This is a genomic window from Deltaproteobacteria bacterium HGW-Deltaproteobacteria-6, from assembly GCA_002840435.1.
Taxonomy (GTDB): Bacteria; Desulfobacterota; Syntrophia; order Syntrophales; family Smithellaceae; genus UBA8904.
This window is the reverse complement of the sequence record PHAT01000004.1, coordinates 376,836-396,695: the sequence shown is the minus strand read 5'-3', so window position 1 is coordinate 396,695 and position 19,860 is coordinate 376,836. Positions and strand designations below refer to the sequence as shown.

At 51.3% G+C, this 19,860-nt stretch carries 19 protein-coding genes; 14 read left to right on the top strand and 5 right to left on the bottom strand.

All coding sequences use genetic code 11. From position 1 onward, the window contains the following. Window positions 1-3: 3 nt before the first annotated feature. From CVU71_10195 to CVU71_10145, 11 genes are all read left to right on the top strand, one after another. Window positions 4-3,273: a CusA/CzcA family heavy metal efflux RND transporter gene (locus tag CVU71_10195; GenBank protein ID PKN19172.1), complete on the top strand. Its 3,270-nt coding sequence runs from the start codon at window positions 4-6 to the stop codon at window positions 3,271-3,273. Then, window positions 3,270-3,797: a TlpA family protein disulfide reductase gene (locus CVU71_10190; GenBank protein ID PKN19136.1), complete on the top strand. Its 528-nt coding sequence runs from the start codon at window positions 3,270-3,272 to the stop codon at window positions 3,795-3,797. Before CVU71_10195 ends, CVU71_10190 begins: the two co-directional genes overlap by 4 nt. 29 nt (window positions 3,798-3,826) lie before the next feature. Then, complete coding sequence (locus tag CVU71_10185) at window positions 3,827-4,156, top strand: hypothetical protein (protein PKN19135.1); 330 nt, start codon at window positions 3,827-3,829, stop codon at window positions 4,154-4,156. Between the two features lie 173 nt (window positions 4,157-4,329). Further along, the gene (locus CVU71_10180) at window positions 4,330-4,860 is read left to right on the top strand and encodes a hypothetical protein (GenBank protein ID PKN19134.1); all 531 of its coding nucleotides are present in this window, start codon (window positions 4,330-4,332) and stop codon (window positions 4,858-4,860) included. Between the two features lies 1 nt (window position 4,861). Beyond that, on the top strand, window positions 4,862-5,212 hold the full coding sequence (locus CVU71_10175; GenBank protein ID PKN19133.1) for a hypothetical protein: 351 nt from the start codon (window positions 4,862-4,864) through the stop codon (window positions 5,210-5,212). A gap of 198 nt (window positions 5,213-5,410) precedes the next feature. After that, on the top strand, window positions 5,411-5,932 hold the full coding sequence (locus CVU71_10170) for a NosL family protein (protein ID PKN19171.1): 522 nt from the start codon (window positions 5,411-5,413) through the stop codon (window positions 5,930-5,932). After that, complete coding sequence (locus tag CVU71_10165; GenBank protein ID PKN19132.1) at window positions 5,932-6,453, top strand: nitrous oxide reductase accessory protein NosL; 522 nt, start codon at window positions 5,932-5,934, stop codon at window positions 6,451-6,453. Before CVU71_10170 ends, CVU71_10165 begins: the two co-directional genes overlap by 1 nt. Before the next feature lie 97 nt (window positions 6,454-6,550). Continuing rightward, the gene (locus tag CVU71_10160) at window positions 6,551-6,787 is read left to right on the top strand and encodes a hypothetical protein (protein ID PKN19170.1); all 237 of its coding nucleotides are present in this window, start codon (window positions 6,551-6,553) and stop codon (window positions 6,785-6,787) included. Continuing rightward, window positions 6,784-7,920, top strand: a complete 1,137-nt coding sequence (locus tag CVU71_10155; protein PKN19131.1) for an ABC transporter permease — start codon at window positions 6,784-6,786, stop codon at window positions 7,918-7,920. The genes CVU71_10160 and CVU71_10155 overlap by 4 nt, the downstream gene beginning before the upstream one ends. Continuing rightward, complete coding sequence (locus CVU71_10150; GenBank protein PKN19130.1) at window positions 7,921-8,649, top strand: ABC transporter ATP-binding protein; 729 nt, start codon at window positions 7,921-7,923, stop codon at window positions 8,647-8,649. Beyond that, entirely contained in the window at window positions 8,646-9,647 is a 1,002-nt protein-coding gene (locus CVU71_10145) for a hypothetical protein (protein PKN19129.1), read from the top strand. Before CVU71_10150 ends, CVU71_10145 begins: the two co-directional genes overlap by 4 nt. A gap of 78 nt (window positions 9,648-9,725) precedes the next feature. Here the strand turns inward: CVU71_10145 and CVU71_10140 are convergent, their stop codons facing one another. Together CVU71_10140 and CVU71_10135 are read right to left on the bottom strand one after the other, a co-directional pair. Then, window positions 9,726-10,151 (bottom strand): hypothetical protein, encoded by a 426-nt coding sequence (locus CVU71_10140; GenBank protein ID PKN19169.1) that lies wholly within the window; start codon window positions 10,149-10,151, stop codon window positions 9,726-9,728. A gap of 203 nt (window positions 10,152-10,354) precedes the next feature. After that, window positions 10,355-10,660, bottom strand: a complete 306-nt coding sequence (locus CVU71_10135) for a hypothetical protein (GenBank protein ID PKN19128.1) — start codon at window positions 10,658-10,660, stop codon at window positions 10,355-10,357. A 342-nt stretch (window positions 10,661-11,002) separates the two neighbouring features. Between CVU71_10135 and CVU71_10130 the strand changes: the two genes are divergently transcribed. Continuing rightward, window positions 11,003-11,209: a hypothetical protein gene (locus CVU71_10130; GenBank protein PKN19127.1), complete on the top strand. Its 207-nt coding sequence runs from the start codon at window positions 11,003-11,005 to the stop codon at window positions 11,207-11,209. Between the two features lie 64 nt (window positions 11,210-11,273). Here the strand turns inward: CVU71_10130 and CVU71_10125 are convergent, their stop codons facing one another. Beyond that, window positions 11,274-11,990: a hypothetical protein gene (locus CVU71_10125; GenBank protein ID PKN19126.1), complete on the bottom strand. Its 717-nt coding sequence runs from the start codon at window positions 11,988-11,990 to the stop codon at window positions 11,274-11,276. A gap of 264 nt (window positions 11,991-12,254) precedes the next feature. Between CVU71_10125 and CVU71_10120 the strand changes: the two genes are divergently transcribed. Both CVU71_10120 and CVU71_10115 read left to right on the top strand, forming a co-directional pair. Continuing rightward, window positions 12,255-16,334, top strand: a complete 4,080-nt coding sequence (locus tag CVU71_10120) for a hypothetical protein (protein PKN19125.1) — start codon at window positions 12,255-12,257, stop codon at window positions 16,332-16,334. Window positions 16,335-16,418: 84 nt separating this feature from the next. After that, window positions 16,419-18,317, top strand: a complete 1,899-nt coding sequence (locus CVU71_10115; protein PKN19124.1) for a hypothetical protein — start codon at window positions 16,419-16,421, stop codon at window positions 18,315-18,317. A gap of 179 nt (window positions 18,318-18,496) precedes the next feature. Here the strand turns inward: CVU71_10115 and CVU71_10110 are convergent, their stop codons facing one another. Both CVU71_10110 and CVU71_10105 read right to left on the bottom strand, forming a co-directional pair. Continuing rightward, a complete protein-coding gene (locus CVU71_10110; protein ID PKN19123.1) occupies window positions 18,497-19,381 on the bottom strand; it encodes a hypothetical protein in 885 nt (294 codons plus the stop codon). Between the two features lie 36 nt (window positions 19,382-19,417). Then, complete coding sequence (locus CVU71_10105) at window positions 19,418-19,852, bottom strand: two-component system response regulator (protein PKN19122.1); 435 nt, start codon at window positions 19,850-19,852, stop codon at window positions 19,418-19,420. Window positions 19,853-19,860: the final 8 nt, after the last annotated feature.

Genomic DNA, 19,860 nt, shown 5'->3' with positions numbered 1-19,860 from the left:
GGCATGATTAACCGGACCATTGATTTTTCCGCCAACAACAAACTGATTGTTTTGCTGATTGTGGCCGCTCTCGCCATCGCGGGGTGGTGGTCCATGAAGACGGTTCCGCTGGATGCCATACCGGACCTCTCGGAAACCCAGGTCATCATTTACTCCCGTTGGGATCGCAGTCCGGATATTCTCGAGGATCAGGTGACCTACCCGATCGTTACGGCCATGCTGGGCGCTCCCGGCGTCCGGACAGTCCGGGGATTCTCCGACTTCGGTTATTCCTTTGTCTATGTCATTTTTGATGAGGGGACCGACATCTACTGGGCGCGATCGCGCACTCAGGAATACCTGTCGGCGATCTTGCCGCGTCTGCCCCAGGGTGTGAAGACGGAGCTGGGACCGGATGCCACGGGGCTCGGCTGGGTTTATCAGTATGCGCTGGTTGACACGACAGGTCAGCAGAGCCTGGCGGAACTCCGTTCCTATCAGGATTGGTATCTCCGCTATTACCTTAAATCGGTGCCCGGGGTGGCCGAAGTGGCCCCCGTGGGTGGTTTTCGCCAGCAGTATCAGGTGAATCTCGATCCCAACCGGCTGCAGTTTTACGGGATTACGGTCAACCGGGTGGTCGAGGCGATTCGCGGGAACAACAACGATGTCGGAGGCCGGCTGATTGAATTTGGCGGAACGGAATACATGGTGCGCGGCCGGGGATATGCGCGGTCCACCGAAGAGTTCGGGAATATCGCCCTGGCCGTCAGCGAGAACGGATCGCCGATCCGTGTTCGCGACGTGGGACAGGTGACGCTTGGACCGGACTACCGCCGGGGCATTGCCGACCTCAATGGCCAGGGCGATGTTGTTTCCGGCATTGTCGTCATGCGCCAGGGTCAAAACGCTCTGGATGTCATTGAACGGGTCAAAAAGAAGATTCGGGAAATCGAACCCGGCCTGCCTCCCGGCATTAAAATCATTCCCGTTTACGACCGTTCGGAGCTGATCAATCGCGCCATCAGCAATCTCAAGGTGACCCTGATCGAGGTGATGATCACCGTTTCGCTGGTCATCCTCATCTTCCTGTGGCATTTCCCGAGCGCGGTTATTCCTATTATCACCATTCCGCTTGCTGTTTTGATTTCGTTTATCCCGTTCCGGCTCATGGGGATTTCAGCCAATATCATGTCGCTTGCCGGAATCGCCATTGCCATCGGCGCGCTGGTTGATTCGGCCATCGTGATTGTGGAACAGACGCATAAAAAGCTGGAGATATGGGAACAGGAGGGCCGGAAGACCGATTACCGGGAAGTGATCATCAGCGCGGTCAAGGAAGTCGGACCGGCCAGTTTCTTCGCCCTGTTGGTCATCGCGGTCTCCTTTCTTCCCATTCTGACCCTTGAGGCTCAGGAAGGGCGTCTGTTCAAACCGCTGGCCTATACCAAAACGCTGTCCATGGTTGTCGCCGCCTTTCTGGCCGTCACGCTGGACCCGGCTTTACGGCTCCTGTTTACCCACTTTCGCAACTTTCATTTCCGGCCGCGCGCTCTGAGCCGCATGGTGAACGCCATGCTGGTCGGGAAAATCCGGCCCGAAAAAAATCATCCCGTCAGCCGTTTTCTGATTCGTCTCTATGAGCCGGCGGTGTCCTGGTCGCTCAACCGGAAGTGGCTCGTTATCGGTGTCTCCGTCATGCTGGTGCTGGTGACCATCCCCGTGTTTCAAAAGCTCGGTTCCGAGTTCATGCCGCCCCTCGACGAGGGGTCGCTCTTTTACATGCCGACTACCATGCCGGGGATCTCCATCACCAGAGCCCAGCATCTTCTGCAGACCACGGACCGGATCATTAAACAATTTCCGGAAGTGGATCAGGTGCTGGGGAAAGCGGGACGCGCCGAGACGTCAACGGACCCGGCGCCCCTTTCGATGCTCGAAACCCTGGTCATCCTCAAGCCGAAAAGTGAGTGGCGCAAAGTTGACACCTGGTATTCTTCCTGGGCGCCCCAATGGCTCAAACCCCTGTTTCGTTCGATCTCTCCCGACACGCTGTCGCAGGAAGAACTGATTCACCAGATGAATGAAGCGCTGCGGCTTCCCGGACTCTCCAATGCCTGGACCATGCCGATCAAGGGACGGATCGACATGCTGACCACCGGCATTCGCACGCCCGTGGGTCTCAAAATCTCCGGCGCTGATCTGGTGCAGATCGAGCAGATCGGGGGACAGGTGGAAGCGGCTCTCCGCCAGATGAAGGCGACCCGGAGTATTTTTGCCGAAAGGACGGGCGGCGGTTATTTTCTCGACATCGAATGGAACCGTGATGAACTGGCCCGTTACGGCCTTTCCATTGATGAGGCACAGAGCGCCGTCGAGAATGCCATTGGCGGGGAAAGCATTGCCACCACGATTTCGGGGCGGGAAAGATATTCCGTCAATGTCCGGTATCAGCGTGACTTCCGCAGTAATCTGCCGGCCATCGGCCGCATCCTGGTGCCGGTCGCCGGCAGCCAGAAACAGATTTCCCTGTCGCAGTTGGCCCATGTGAATGTTGCCGGCGGTCCGGCGATGATTCGTGATGAAGACGGAATGCTGACCGGCTATGTTTACGTGGATATCGCGGGTCAGGATCCGGGAAGCTATATCGAGGAAGCCAACCGTCTGCTCATGGAAAAGTTAGAGCTTCCGGCCGGCTATGTCGTCAGCTGGAGCGGCCAATACGAGGCCATGCAGCGGGTCCGGGAGCGCCTGAAGGTGGTTGTTCCCATCACTCTTCTGCTGATTGTCATTCTGCTTTATCTCAATACCCGCTCGCTGGTGAAGACATCGATCGTCCTGCTGGCTGTGCCTTTTTCGGCCGTGGGAGCCGTCTGGTTTCTTTATCTGCTGGGTTACAACATGAGCATCGGTGTCTGGGTGGGATTGATCGCTCTGCTCGGGGTCGATGCGGAAACAGGCGTCTTTATGCTTCTTTATCTGGATCTCGCCTATGAAAAGGCCAGGCGGGAAGGAAAGCTTAAGACGCTGGATGATCTGCGGGCGGCCATACGGGAGGGAGCGGCTAAACGGATACGGCCGAAATTCATGACGGTGGCCACAACGATGCTCGGCCTTATTCCCATTATGTGGGCAACAGGAACCGGTTCGGACGTCATGAAGCACATCGCGGCGCCGATGGTCGGGGGAATTCTCACCTCTTTTTTGATGGAACTGATGGTCTACCCGGCTGTTTATGAAATATGGAAATGGAATTATGAAATGAAAAAGCAGCGGATGGAGTTGACTCCATGAACAAGACATGCCCGGAGAAGAAGAGAATGGGATGGTTTCCGGTCTGCCGGTTGGCGGTCCTCTGCCTGATCGGTCTGCTTGCCGCGATTCCGGCCGGGGCTGCCCTGCGCATCGGCGATGTGCCGCCATCGATTACTCTCCGTGATGTCAACGGTCTTCCCGTCAGGATTCCGGAGAGCGTCCGGGGCAAAGTGGTGATTCTCCATTTCTGGCAGATTGGCTGCAGTTCCTGCAAACTGGAAATGCCGGCCATGGATAAGTTGCGCAATCAATACCGGCAAAAGGGGCTGGAAATCATGGCTGTCAACATCGGCCAGACAAAAGAGCGCGTGAAGACATTTGCCGCGGAACTGGGGGTTTCCTATCCGCTGGTGATCGATGAGGACAAAAAAAGTGCGGGTCTCTACGGTGTGACGGATGTGCCCAGAACTTATGTGATCGATCGTAAAGGTATCGTGCGCTACCGGATCCTGGGCGGCGCCAGTCCTGAACTTTTGAAAAAACTGATTCTCGGTCTTTTCTGACGCTGCAAGTTTAAAAAAGGAGAATTGCCATGAAAAAGATATGGAGTTTGCTGCTGATCACGATATTTGCCATGCCCGTAGCAGGATTTGCCGATCCCAAGGTTGATTTCAATGCCAAGTGCGCCAAATGCCACAGGACAAACAAAAATATTCTGAAACAGGCCAAACTGCTCAATGTTCATCCGGAAAAGCTGACGCTCAGGACCAGTAAGATGACCCGGGATGAAATGATTGCCATCACCGAAAAAGGCAAGGATAAAATGCCGGGATTTGAAAAGGATCTCACAAGACAACAGATTGAAGACATTATTGAATACATACTGGCATTAAAAAATAGATCCGTCCCCCCCGGCCGGTGAAGCAAAGCATTTCCCTGATGCGCAAATAGTTAATCCCTGACTGAAACTAAGAGTTTCCCCGATATCATTTCAGCTGCAGGAAGCATATGTTTTGAGGAAGTTGCCTGAGGACGCAGGCGGGCAATGATTGTTGCGCCGGTGAATCTGAGAAAGCGCTCGGCGGAGAATCCGTTATGCAGGAAATTATCTCAAATATCGGAAGACGGAATTTCGTGAAAATCGGAATGATGGCCGGACTCGCCGCTGTTCTTCCCGGCATCCTGTCCTGCCTTGGAAAAGAAGTCCCGGGCGTGGGAAGCAAGCTTTCCGAAGTCGTTCTTTCCGACGTTTCGGGGAATAAAGTTGTGATCCCCGCGGACGCAAGAGGGAAAATCGCCCTGATTCACTTCTGGGCCAGCTGGTGCCGGACCTGCCGGGGTGAAATGAAGCATCTGGAATGGATTGCCAATCAGTACCGGGAGGCAGGTGTGGTTGCTTATTCCGTGGGCGTTGGTGAGAAAAAAACGACGGCTGCCGCGTATATTCATAACTTGAATATCTCGTATCCGGTTCTGCTCGATCCGGATGCAATCACTAAAAAACGGTTCGGCATTGTCGGCATTCCGACCTACTACGTCCTTAACCGGGAAGGGATCATCCGCTTTAAAATCTTCGGTGAAACGGATGATCGTCAATGGGAAAAAATAATCGGGGGACTCATCTGATATGAAGCTGCGAGCTTTTCTTCCGGCATTCATCGCCTTGATCATTCTGACGGGTTCGCCCTTTGGTTCCCTGATGCGTGTTGCTGAAAGGCCGCACGGGGGACTCGAATGTTTTTGCTGTCAAGATTCGGCAAAGCCCTGCGTCATGATTTCCTGCAGCTGCTGCAATGATCAGACCGACCGGGATATGCCCCAATGGATGCCGGAGATGATTTTTACTCCGCATCATTCCAGTGTTTCCATTAAGCCCGTCTATACGCAGGCGCCCTGCTTTCTCATGCCGGAAAGCATCTGTATGGACGTGCCTGTTTTACCTCCTGAGCCGGTCCGATTCCGGATTGCCTCTGTTTAAATCATCAACAAGCTTCATCACCGGTTCCCTGAACCTTGCGGTTTATGTTGAATGCAGGACGGGGGGGGATCGTGCGCCATTGTGGCAATCCCTTAAAATGGACAGAAAATGAATTGTGCGAACCATCAGGTTCGTGAACGGGAAGCGGGTCCCGGCGGCCCGCTCCTCATCATGCTTTCAACCGTGAAAGGAGACGTTATGAAAAAATTATCCGTATATTGGGGAATCGTGATTTTGTGCCTGATGCTTGCCGTGCCCGTGCTCTGGGCCATGGAAAATGATGTAAAGGAAATGCCTGCCTGCATCCATTGCGGCATGAACCGCGATATGTTTGCTCACAGCAGGATGCTCATTGAATACGGCGATGGCTCGAAAGTCGGTGTATGCAGCCTTCATTGCGCGGCGGTCGATCTGGCCCTGAACCTGGATAAAGCGCCGTCAGCCATCCGCGTGGGTGATTACGGAAAGAAAGAATTGATTGATGCGGAAAAAGCTTTCTGGGTTATCGGCGGTGGCAAACCGGGCGTGATGACAAAAAATGCCAAGTGGGCGTTTGCCGATCAGGCGGATGCGGAAAAATTCATGAAGGTAAGCGGCGGCCGTTTTGGAACTTTTGACGATGCGCTTCAGGCCGCTTATGTGGATCTTGGCAATGACACAAAAATGATCCGCGAAAAAAGAAAAATGAAAAAAATGAAAATGATGGAGCATAAACATTGATGAGCAAAACACAACGGTATTGGAAATGGGGCAGGGTGCTTCTGGCTGCTTCGTTTGTCATATTTTGCGCTTGTTTGCCGGCAGCCGCGGCGGGGTCGGCAAACAAGCAACTGACGATGCCGAAACCTGCGGTGAAAGACAAATGCCCCGTCTGCGGCATGTTTGTGGCGAAATATCCGGACTGGGTCATGGCCGTCCGCTTCCGGGATGGTTCCCACGTCTATTTTGACGGCGCGAAAGATATGTTTAAATATCTTTTTGATCTGAAGCGTTATGCTCCGTCCAGAAAAGCCGCGGATATCCAAACGATCCTGGTCAGGGATTACTATCATCTTTCCGCGATCGACGCGCGAAAAGCCCTGTACATCATCGGCAGCGATATTTACGGCCCGATGGGGCGGGAATTGATCCCTCTGGCACATGAAGACGATGCCCGGGAGTTCTCAACCGACCATCAGGGGAAAAAAATTCTCAAATTTTCCGAAATAACGGCAGAGGTGGTCAAAAGTCTTGATCAGTAAACTTTTACATCATCAAAACGGACAGGTCCGGTTGCCGGTGAGGAAATCGGATCTCTGTCTGATCCTGCTTATCTTTCTGCTCATTGCCTGCGGACTGATGTTCGTTCACGCGGCAGCAAGGCGGCAGGCGGATGCCGCTCACATCGCTCAGCTGGCAGCAGTGGTTAAAAAACTGGAGCTGACGGATCTGTGTCTTTTTACGGAAGCGCGCTATACCCGTCATTTGTCCCAGGCCGACATGTATTCAGCCTTTCAGGATCATCCGGTGGCGCTCGAACATTTTCCGACGGGGTCGCTTGCGGGCCCGACCGTCAGGCAAAGGAGGCTGGAATGACACGCTGGATTGAGAAACAAAGAAGCATCCTCGACTTCACCATGGCTTCCCTCATCAGAAGAAAAGGCAAAAACCTCAGCCTGCTTTTTGTCTATACACTGGTTGTTTTTATCCTGGCCTCGGCCATGTTTTTTACGCACGCCATGAAGCGGGAGGCATCGCTCATTCTGAAAGGCGCTCCCGAAATGGTGGTGCAAAGGCTCCTGATGGGCCGCTATGACCCCATTCCCGTGAATTATCTTCAGAGGATAAAAAAAATCAGGGGTGTTACTTCGGCCGAGGCAAGATTATGGGGCTATTATTATGATCCCGTTGTCGGCGCCAACTACACCCTTATGGCGCCCCGGGGAAACGACCTGTCCTCCGGAAATATCATCATCGGCAGCGGCCTGGCGAAAGGCAGAATGATCGGCGCCGGCGACATCATGTCCTTCCGTGGTTCGGATGGATCCGTCCGGGGTTTTTCCATCGTTCGGGAAATTTCCGCCGCATCGGAACTGGTGACGGCCGATTTGATCCTGATGACGGAACAAGACTTCCGGGAGCTATTCGGACTGGCCGCGCCCTTCGCGACGGACATTACCGTAACCGTCAGGAATCCCAAGGAACTGGCAACCATCGCGAGGAAGGTAACGGAACTGCTTCCCGATACACGGCCGATCATCCGGGATGAAATGGTGCGGACCTATGACTCCGTTTTTGACTGGCGGGGCGGTATGGTGATCATTCTGCTCATCATGGCTCTTTTGGCTTTCATTATTTTTGCTTCGGAAAAAGCATCGGGACTTTCGGCGGAAGAGAAGCGGGAAATCGGCATCCTGAAGGCCATCGGCTGGGAAATATCCGATGTCCTGGCCGTGAAAACCTATGAAGGCGCTCTGATTTCCTTCCTGGCTTTTGCCGGGGGCGTATTGCTGGCTTACGCCCATGTTTTCTTTTCATCAGCTTTCCTGTTTGCTCCCGCCTTGAAAGGCTGGTCCGTCCTCTATCCTGATTTTCGTATAACGCCTTTCATCGATTCCTATCAGCTGGCCGTCCTTTTCTTTCTGACGGTTGTGCCCTATACCGTGGCCACCATTATCCCTTCCTGGAAGGCGGCGATTATCGATCCCGATCAGGTGATGAGGTCTTAGATGATTAAATTAATGAATGTGCGAAAAGGATTTAATCTGGGAAAGTCCAATGCCTTTACTGCCGTGAACGGCGTGACGCTTGACATGGAAGGCAGCCGCGTCACGGTGCTGAAGGGGCCGAGCGGTTCGGGAAAGACGACACTCCTGTCGCTGATCGGCTGCATGGCGAGGCCTTCGTCCGGCCGGATCACGCTGCAAAAAGGGCTGCTGGGCAAAAATGGTTTTCTCCGGAATGACGACCAGCCGGATGTGGAGGTGACGAGCCTGCCGGAGCGGTTTTTGACGGAAATACGGCGCCGTTCGTTCGGATTCATTTTTCAGCAGTTTAATCTCGTCCGGGGAATAACGGTGATCGAAAATGTCCTGCTCCCCTCCTACCCGCTGGGAAACAAGCACGCCGAGGTCAGGAGGCGCGCGGAAGAACTTCTGGATATGTTCAGCCTGAAAGACCGCGCCCCCGCGAAGGTGGAGTGGCTTTCCGGCGGTGAAGCGCAGCGGGTGGCGATCGCCCGGGCGCTGATGAATGACCCGCCGGTCATCATCGCCGATGAACCGACGGCGCATCTGGACAGCAGGTTGTCGCTGGAATTCATGAACATCGTTTCCCGGTTGAAGGATCAGAGCAAGACAATCATTATTGCCAGTCATGACCCTATTGTTTTTGAAGCGTCCGTTGTTGATCGGGTTATTGGCGTTCGTGACGGGATAATCGATGAGGCGGGGCTATGATTCTGCATCCGGCCATTGTCGCACTCGTGTTTGCGTCCGTTCTCATCTGCGGAATGATTATTTTCAGCTCCTGGTTCGGCATCAGGATTATCCGCTGCTGGGACATGCAAAGCGGCAGTGAAGAGCAGCTGGCCCTGGAGAGAAAGACTTACCTCATTTCGACGATTCTATCCTATGTCTTCGTATTCCAGATCGGTTCGCTCTTTCTTTTCATCTATACCGCCGACGGGCTTCACAACCTCTTTGTCGGAGCGATGTGCGCCGCGGGCACGCTTTATGTTGATCCTTACGGCTACCCGGCCTTTCTCCTGAAAATTCTCAACTGCATCCTGGCCGGTCTCTGGCTCATCGTCAACCATGTGGACAATCAGGCCAGAGATTATCCCCTGATCAGGAAGAAATATGCCATGCTCCTCGGCCTTTCGCCCCTGATCATCGCGGAAGCAGTTTTCCAATGGTTGTATTTTTCCGGGATGAAGGCGGATGTCATCACATCCTGCTGCGGAAGTCTCTTTAATTCCGGGCAAACCGGCGTCGGTTCGGAAATTACCGCACTGCCGGTTGTGAGCGCCATGGCGGTTTTTTACGGGGGGATTGTCCTGACTTTGTTGTCCGGCATCATTTATCTCGTCAAGGGTAAACCGGGATATCTTTTTTCCATCATCTCCGGATTATTTTTTCTGATATCCTGCGCCTCCCTGATCTCTTTCATCTCGCTTTACTTTTATGAACTTCCGACCCACCATTGCCCTTTTTGCATTTTACAGAAAGAATATGGTTATGTCGGATACCTTCTTTATGCCTCCCTGATGACCGGCGTTGTTTCGGGTCTGGGTGTGGGCGTCCTGATGCCGTTTCGCAGAATTAAAAGCCTCGCTTCCGGCCTGGCGCGTTTTCAGAGGAGGCTTACGCTCATCAGCCTTGTCTCCTATTGCATCTTTGCCGGGATATCCATTTGCCGGATGGTCCTTACGGATTTTACCATGGGGTTGTTCTGATTTTTTAAAAGATATCTCCCGCTGGTCTTGCCCCCGGCAATAAGGGTCGGCAGGACAGGAGATCAATGCAACGCTGCTCTAGTTGGAGGCCCTTTTACCGCTCATGATTTCCCGTTGATTGAGAAAGAGGCTGTCGGCATTCCGTTTCTGCTCATCTGTCATGCTGTTATAGAGAGCTTCAAATGCCGGAATAAATTTTTTCAGGCCGCCGGCATGGGCGTCGGCAATTTCGCTGTAACTTTTAAGGTCATCCAGTGCGGTCATCAACCGGACTTCTTTCTGGCGCTTTTCCTGAAGATCCTGCATCGTTTTATTATTTTCCAGCATCACCCGGGCGAATTTCTGCCATTGATCTTCCTGAGCCTTCGTGATCTGAAGCTTGGTGTGCAGCATGGAGAGGTGTGCGTCCATGCGTTCGGTTAAAGACAGCTTTACCGCCGTTTTGGATTCGGAATCATCGGGACCCGCATAAGAGACATTTGCTCCCGTGAGCAAAACAGCCATCAAAAGTAATGCCGACGCCATGATGATAATGGGTTGATGACCCCGTCGGCTGATATTTAATTTCATGATCTTCCTCCATCGGTGTTTTGATACCGGACAGGGTGCTGTTCCGGGAAAAACCGTGAGCCGTGTCCTGATTGGTTGCTTCCCCTCAAACTAAAGCCGTTCTCAGCCTTTTTGACGTCTTGGTAACAGGGTGACGACTACGGAAGGCAGGCGCCGTCCTTGGCGTCTTCCACAATAAATGATTTCTGATTCTTCGGACATATCTTGATAAATTTATAGGGAATGGCAATGGGTTCTCTCCCAGTGGCCATGGTGCGGTAGGTCAGCACCCAGACAAAACCGGTGGTTGTGTCCACAAGATATGCCTTGTCTTCCGGGCCTGTGACAACTTGATAGCGGTGGGGAGGCTCCGCTGCAAACGATGTGTTGCAAAAGAAAATAACGGTCAATGACACGAAAACCACCGCCAATATTTTGTGCTTCCATGAAGTACTGACCGGCATGGGACACCTCCTGAAATTTTTGCGGGATTCATGATACCCGTATGACTATATATTAAACATCAAATTGATCATGCTCTCCATCGGGAATACACTGGATTAGGATCAACCAATCCCTGAGACAAGCCTCATGGCATGGATGAAACAATTGGTGATACACATGAGCAGCCGACGGTAATTCGGGCAGTTCCATAACCATAGCCGGGAGTAGTATTTACCTGCCATTCAACTCTTAATTTATCATTATTGTTTTTATCTTAAACTTCCTGCATTTTAAGAAAAAAGAGCACCCCGGTTTAAGCTGAGACGGGTGATGTTCGGACTACTTTTTCAGGGAGAAAGATCATGCTTTGGTCGATTGCTGTTTTACTGACAGGTCTCTGGTGTCTGGGGTTGGCAACCGGTTATACAACCGGTCTTCTGATCCACGTATTAATTGCCGCCGCGATCATTCTGCTGGTTATTAATATCAAGCAGGAAATTGTCATTTATGATGAGTTGACGGAAATATCGCGCGCCGGTAAACGTAAAAAAGCACATTTGAGAGGATGACGGATAAGCATCGATAAGGCAATCTTCAAAATGAATGGATCAGATAGTCAGGAAGTTTTTCAGGTCAGTTGAACGCCTGCGGATAAAGTTTTCTTGCGCATTCCGGGCACACCCCATGAGTAAATTCCGCGTTGGAATTATTTTTGATATAGACTTCAACTTGCTCCCAATTACCCTTGCTGTCACGGATCTTTTTGCAGGAAGCACAAATCGGCAAAAGACCGCTCAGTGTTTTTATACGGGAGAGTGCTTCCCGGAGGTCTTCCTCGGTCTTCTTTCGTTCTTCAATTTCGGTCTGTAACTGAGCGGTTCTCTGTTTGACCTGAACCTCCAGCTCATCATGCGCCTTGCGCAGTTGTGCCTCCGCCTCTCTGCGCGCTTTGACTTCCCTTGCTTCCTCCAGCGCCCTTTGGACAGCCGGGACAAGTCTCTGCAGGCGATTTTTCATGACATAATCACTGGCCCCGCTGATCAGAATATCGATGGCCAGATCCTCTGCAATGGCTCCCGTTACAAGGATAAAGGGCACATCCGGAAATTTCAGTTTGAGTCTGGCATCACTTAAAGCTTTAACACCGTCATATTGGGGGAGATTATAATCAGAAAGAATAATGTCCGGAAAAAAATTATCCAGGGCCTCCAGGTAATCTTTTCTGTTGGAAACAACACAGGGAACAAAGTTGAGTCCGGCGCTTTGCAGCTCATCTTTGATCAATATCGCATCGCTTGCCACATCTTCCAACATCAGAATACGTATATTATCAGTCATGTTCCATCTCATTCCCTGAAAAAATTTCCTTGTGATGAATCTGTTTTATTACATCATTTTACATTAGTATAAGGTTTGACGCATAAAATAAACATGGTAGGAAATATTGCGCTATTCGGTAGGTAAAACCCCCTATTGTTCGGCGGAAAAACATCATTATATGATGCAACCGCGATCAATCTGGAAAATATAAGTTTAAAATCCGCTTTGAAATCCAATCTTGATGTATTGTTACTAATATGTCAGATTGTGATGCAATCGACATATTGACAGGTGATGAGATTTATGACGGAACCCCTTCACATTCTTATTCTGGAAGACAACCGAACGGATGCCGAGTTAACGCTGTTTGAACTGGAAGATGCCGGGTTTCGCGTTGCCGCGAAAGTGGTGGAAAACGAGCAAGATTACATTTACGAACTACAGCAGTCCTGCTACGATCTTATTCTGTCCGATTATGACCTTCCTCAATACAACGGCGCATTGGCGCTTCTGGAAGCAAATAAACAATGCCCCGACACCCCTTTTATTTTAGTGACCGGCGCGGTCAGTGAAGATCGCGCCATTGAAATTCTCACGCAGGGCGCAAAGGATTATGTTTTAAAGAACCGTCTGCAGCAGCGGCTCGTGCCGGCTGTAAGGAGAGCCCTGGCGGAAGCGGACGAGTTGAAGGCGCGCAAGAAAGCGGAAGAAGAACTGCGCGAGGCGCACAGAGATCTGGAACGGCAGGTTGCCGCAAGGACGGCGGAACTGCAGAAAGAGTTGGAGCACCGCCGGCAGATAGAAGCGATTCTGTTAAAATACAACGAACGGCTGGAAATCTTATCCTACACGGCCGGCCGGCTGCTCGCGAGTGACAAACCGCAGCAGCTCGTGGTGGAGCTGTGCACACGGGTTATGGAATTTCTGGATTGTCAGGCCTTTTTCAATTTTCTGGTTGATGAAGATGCCGGACGGTTGCACTTAAATGCGTATGCGGGGATTCCGCCCGAAGCGGCGCGAGAAATGGAATGGCTGGAATACGGTGTGGCGGTTTGCGGGTGCGTGGCGCGCGACAAATGCCGGATTGTCGCCGAGAACATTCCAACGACGCCCGACGTCCGGACGGAACTGGTAAAATCTTTCGGCATTAAAGCCTACGCCTGCCATCCGCTCATGGAGCAAAATCGTGTCATTGGAACCCTGTCCTTCGGCACCCGTAACCGGACGACTTTCAGCGCGGATGATCTGGCGCTGATGAAAGCCGTTGCCGATCAGGTCGCCATCGCCATGAATCGCGTCAAAATCGAAGAGGCCCTGCGGGCAAGCGAGTTGCGGGAAAGAATACGCGCCGGGGAAATGCAGACCGTGATGGATGTGGCGCCCGTTGCGATCTGGATTGCGCACGACCCGCAATGCCTGCGCATTACCGGCAACCGGTACGCCGATGAGATCATGCAGGTGCCGCCCGATGCCAATGTTTCGATGAGCGCGCCCGGGGATGCGGCAGTGACTTATAAAGTTTTACGCAATGGTGCGGAGATGAAGCCCGACCAGTTGCCCGCGCAGGTTGCCGCCGCAACAGGAAGGCCTGTCGAGGCCGAAATGCTGGATCTGGTCTTCTCCGACGGACGGGTGGTGCGGCTGATCGAAGGCGCCATGCCGTTTTTCGATGCCGAAGGTCGTGTCCGTGGCTCCGTAGCCGCCGGAACGGACATCACCAGGCGGCGAATGCTGGAAGAGGAACTGAAGGAGACCACGGAACGCTTTGAAATGGCGCAGCACGCGGCACAGGTGGGCACGTGGGACTGGAACGTTTTGACCGGCGATATTCTGTGGTCGGACCAGATGTTTTATCTTTTCAAACTGGATCCGCGGAAAAACCGGGCATCGTTTGAGTTGTGGGAAAGCATCCTGCATCCTGAAGATGTTCCAATAGCACAGGGCCGGATCAACGATGCCCTGCGTCAGAAGACAACCCTGAACAGTGATTATCGCATTGTGCTGCCGGACGGCCAGGTTCGCTGGATAAATTCCATCGGAGAAGGCAGATATGATGACACAGGCAAACCCGTCCGGATGATCGGCATCTGTATGGATATCACCGATCGGAAGCAAACTGAAGAGGCGCTCGGCAACAATGAGAACCTTTATCGCGGCCTCTTCAACAGCATGCAGGAAGGATTTTACATAGGCGAGATTATTTACGATGAAGACGGCAGCCCGCAGGATTACACTTATCTGGACATCAATCCGGTATTTGAAAAGATCATGGGAATTTCGCGGGATCAAATCATCGGCAGACGCATGAAAGAGCTGAATCCCCATGTTTCATCCCACTGGCTTTCTATTTTCAAGAAAGTTGCCATCACCGGAATGTCGGAGTACAGTGAATTCTACTCCAAATCTTTCCGGCGGCACTTTAAAGCCATGGCATATCGGCCGATGGAAAAGCGTTTTGCCGTGCTGGTTGAAGATATCACCGAGCGTAAGCAGGGCGAGGAGGCCCTGAAAATAAGCGAGGAAAAATACAGGAATCTTGTCAAATATGCTCCTGCCGCCATTTATGAAATGGATTTGCCGGGAGCAAAGTTTTTAAGTGTCAACGATGTCATGTGCAACATTCTCGGGTATTCCAGAGAAGAACTGCTGGCCGTGAAGCCTCTTGATATTCTGGCAGAAGAAAGCAGACCGCTTTTTGAAGAAAGAACCAGACAAAAACTGGCGGGGAAAGCCGTAGCCGAGACGGTCGAATACCGGATCAGAAAGAAGAACGGAGACTGGATATATGCCGCCGTTAATATGGGAACCGTTTCTTACCCCGGTGAAAAATCGGCCCGGGTTGCCGTGATCGCTCATGATATTACGGCGCGCAAAAAAATTGAGGAAGCCCTGCGCGACAGCGAACAGCGTCTGAAGTTTCATTTTGAAAATTCTCCTCTGGCCGTGGTGGAATGGGATGCTGATTTTATCGTAACAGAATGGTCCTCTGAGGCCGAGCGAATATTCGGCTGGAAAAAAGAAGAAGTCATCGGCAGGCGCATTGACCATCTCCGGATAATTTATAATGAGGATATCCCGGCGGTCGACCGCATTATGGAAACCCTGGCGACCGGTGAAAAACATACCGTTGTTTCTACGAATCGCAATTACACGAAGTCGGGCGCCATCATTGAATGCACCTGGCATAACTCCGCCATATTCAATGCCGAAGGAAAGATGGAATCCGTCTTGTCACTGGTCGAGGATGTCACCGAGCGCAAGCGGACGGACCAGGCCATCCTTCTGGCCAAGGAAGAGTGGGAGAGGACCTTTGACACCGTTCCGGATCTGATTGCGATACTGGATAATCAACACAAGATCATCCGGGTCAACAAGGCGATGGCGGATCGTCTGGGTGTCGCCCCGAAGCGCTGCATCGGACTGACCTGCCATGAAACTGTCCATGGAGCGGGTGAACCGCCCGCCTTCTGCCCTCATCAGCTGACTTGCGGAGACGGTCTGCAGCATGTCGCCGAAGTTCATGAGCCGAATCTCGGAGGCGATTTTCTGGTCAGCACAACGCCTCTTTGCGATCAGGAGGGGCGTCCCGTTGGATCCGTGCATGTGGCACGTGATATCACGGCCCGCAAACGGGCGGAAGATCTTCTGGCCCGGCAGGCGGCAGAACTGCAGGAGCGGACCAATCAACTGGAAGCCGCCAACCGGGAACTTGAAAGTTTCAGTTATTCCGTCTCGCATGATCTGCGGGCGCCGCTTCGGGCCATCGACGGGTTTTCCCGGATCATCCTCAGGCAGCAAGGGGAGCAATTTGATGAAAATACCCGGCGGCAATTCGATATGATCAGAGACAATACCAGAAAGATGGGCGCTCTGATCGACAGTCTGCTTTCTTTTTCGAGAGTCCAGAAAACCAGTATGAACATTTCGGTCATCGATATGGATAAACTTGCCCGGGAGGTATGGGAAGAAATACGGATCGCGAATAAAGAGCGTAATCTGGAATTCCGGATAACAGAGGTATTGCCCGGATGCGGAGACCGGACCCTCATCAGGCAGGTGCTGTTCAATCTCCTGGAGAATGCCGTAAAATTTACCAGGAACCGCCGGTCGGGCATAATCGAAATGAGCAGCGCTGAAGAATCCGGTCGTATGGTTTACTGTGTAAAGGATAATGGCGCCGGGTTTGATATGGAGTATTATAATAAATTGTTCGGTGTTTTCCAGCGGCTCCACACCGCGGAGGAGTATGCGGGCACCGGCGTGGGGCTGGCGATCGTCCAGCGAATTGTCAAACGGCATGGTGGACGGGTGTGGGCTGAAGGAAAAGTAAATGAAGGGGCTGCATTCTATTTTGCACTGCCCCAAAAATGTTAAATACCTCAATCCGACAGTCGGAATAGCTGATGCGGAAATGAAGCGGTTTATTCTTGCAGCGTGAGTCCATAAGGAAAGGAAGTTATGAGGAAACAGGAGGCGACTTTATTCGGACCGGGCGAGGTGGTAGTCGGTTTGATCTCTCTGGCCGGATTGTTTGTCATCAGCCGTTACAGCTATCTGACATTCCATGTAATGGCCGAGTTATTCAGCATCATCATCGGATTCAGCATTTTCATGCTCATCTGGAATTCACGCCGTATTATTGACAATAATTATCTCACATTTATCGGCATTGCTTTTTTCTTTGTGGCGGCCTTCGATCTCGTCCACACCCTCGCTTACAAAAAAATGGACTTTTTCATGGGCTACGGAACGAATCTGCCGACTCAGCTGTGGATTGCCGCGCGCTATATGGAAAGCCTCTCGCTTTTTGCCGCTCTCTTCCTGATGGGGCGAAAACTGAAAGCCGGCTGGATCCTGACCGGATACGCGGGATTGAGTCTGGCGCTCCTGACGGCTATCTTTACGGGGGTCTTCCCCGATTGTCATATTGACGGCGTCGGCCTGACCCGGTTCAAGATTTTGAGCGAATATCTGATTTCCGCCATCCTGTTTGGTTCTTTGATCCTGATGCTCATGAAGCGCGACGAATTTGATCGTGACGTGCTGATTCTGCTCGTTTTGGCGATCATCGTTACAATAGGTTCGGAGCTTGCCTTTACGTTTTATGTCGGCGTCTATGACCTCTCCAATTTAATCGGCCATTGCCTGAAGATAATAGCCTTCTATCTTATTTACAAGGCGATCATTGTAACCGGCCTTTCCAGGCCCTATGACCTGCTGTTCAGGAATCTTCAGCTGAGTGAGCAGGCGCTGAGGGAAAGCGAGGAAAGATATCATTCTCTTTTCATAAACATGTCGGAAGGATTTGCGCTTCATGAAATTATCTGTGATGAACAGGGCGTACCCTGCGACTATCGCTTTCTGGACATTAACCCGGCCTTTGAAACGCTGACCGGCATCCGGAGGGAACAGATTGTCGGCAAGTGCATGAAAGAGGTTTTTCCCGGTGAAGATCCGAAATGGATCAAGGTCTATGGTGACGTAGCCCTGACGGGCGAACCGGTGCATTTCGGGAACTACGCCGTAACACTCAAACGGTACTACGATGTTTTTGCCTACCGCCCCTCGCCATGCCATTTTGCGGTTATCTTTATGGACATTACCGACCGTATGCAGGCGGAAGCAGAAGTGCAGAAAAAAACCGCTCTGCTTGAAGAAGCAAACCGGGAACTGGAGAGTTTCAGTTACTCCGTTTCCCACGATCTCCGGGCGCCGCTTCGGGCCATTGACGGTTTTTCCCGGATCATCCTGAGACAGCAGGGGGATCAGTTTGATGAGAAGACAAGGCATCACTTTGATCTGATCAGGGACAATGCCAGGATGATGGGCATTCTGATCGACAGCCTGCTTTCTTTTTCCAGAGTGCAAAAAACCGACATGAGCATTTCGGTCATTGATATGGATAAACTGGCGGGCGAAGTATGGAGTGATATTCGTCAGGAGCATCCGGAACGGGAGCTGGAGGTCGAGATTACGAGGATGCTCCCCGGCTACGGAGACCGGAATCTTATCCGGCAGGTGTTTTTTAATCTTCTGTCCAATGCCGTAAAATTTACAAAAAACCGGAAACCGGGCACCATCTTCATCAGCAGTCATGAAGGCGACGGCCATGTTGTCTATTGTTTGAAGGATAACGGCGTCGGTTTTGATATGGACTATTATGATAAACTCTTCGGTGTCTTCCAGCGCCTCCACAGCCAGGAGGAGTTCGAGGGTACGGGTGTGGGACTGGCCATCGTTCAGCGGATTATCAGCCGGCATGGCGGACGGGTCTGGGCCGAAGGAAAAGTGGACGAAGGCGCCAGCTTTTATTTTTCACTGTCATCAATGCCTAAGAAACATGAGGCGGTTCACTGAATAATGAACAGCCGCGGGTTTGCCGGAAGGGAACGCATGACCTGTGAAAACGGCGTGGGCGGACTCCGCATATGACGGTGTGATGCAATAAATCATTCCGCCGTAAATAATTTCAGCATCCTGATGCTGATTTGCGGATAGTCCCCATCGCGGGGACTATCTTGTTCAGGATCGCCAATCTAAGACGACATGGAGAGAAGTAAAGAGCGGAGATTTGTTTTCTCGTTTTTTATGCCGAGTTTTGAACGGATATTTTTCCGGTGAAAATCGACGGCCGTGGCCGATATATTCAAATATTCGGTCATTTCTTTGGTCGTTTTGCCTTCTTTAATCAGGGTGGCAATTTGAATTTCCCGCGGCGTCAAATCAAAATGTTTTGTAGTCAGATTATGCAGAAACGGCGATATGATCTCCTGCAAATGGCTTTCAATAATGCTGACATGCTCTGCCTGCATGTCGTTTAACTTCAGTGTTTTTAATTTTTCAATGGAAGGAAGCACCAGCTTTTTTACATTAGATAAAATGTTTTCTTCCATGGCGCTCCTGTCTTCTTCCCGATGCTTCAACAATACTTTCAGGGCGATATTGGCTTCTTCTAATGTCTGGGATTTCAATTGCAATTCTTTTTCGCTTTGTTTCAAATCTGCCTCGGCTTTTCTGCGCTCATTGCGCTGGGCTGTTTCCTTTAACGCCCGGTTAACCGAAGGAGCAAGCCTCAATAAATTATTTTTTAAAACGTAATCCGTCGCTCCTTTTTTGAGCAGTTCCACCGCCAGTTCCTCACCCAGAGCGCCCGAGACAAAAATAAAGGGAATGTCGGCATATTGGCTCACAACAATGTTGAGCGCCGATTTGCCGCTGAAGCCGGGCAGCGAATAGTCAGCCAGAATCAAGTCCGGCAGGAATTCGTCCAATTGTTTCACGAAATCCGCCTTGGTGGCGACCCTTCTGGAAATAAACTCCAGCCCGGCTTGCCTTAATTCGTCTTCCATCAGCTCCGCGTCGGAAGCTGTGTCTTCCAATATCAAAATGCGTAATTCTTTGTTCATAGTGGCACCATCCATCTTTAATCCATGTTAATTATTGCCCCATGTGCTGACTTAATAACCATTCTCATTTAGACTGATCCAATAATTGATAATTTGTTTGATATGGTTTACAAACTGATCGGCATCCAGCGGTTTGACCAGATAGCTGTTGGCACCCAGTTTGTAACTTTCCATCCGGTCTCTTTGTTCATTGGATGTCGTGAAAACCACGACGGGAATGCTTCTTGTCCTTTCATCCGTTTTCAATAGTTTCAGAACTTCCATGCCGTTGATCTTCGGAAGTTTTAAATCCAGCAATATCAACCGCGGCAATTTACATTTTTCAGAGAAAAATCTGCCGCCGACGCCAAAAAAATTCTTTACCGCTTCTGTTCCATCGCTGAAAATGAGAGTGTCCGCTTTAATTTCCAGTTCGCGAAAGGCGTCTAAAATCATCTCGATATCATGATGATTATCTTCGACAATAACAATATCCACATTATCCATTATTCAAA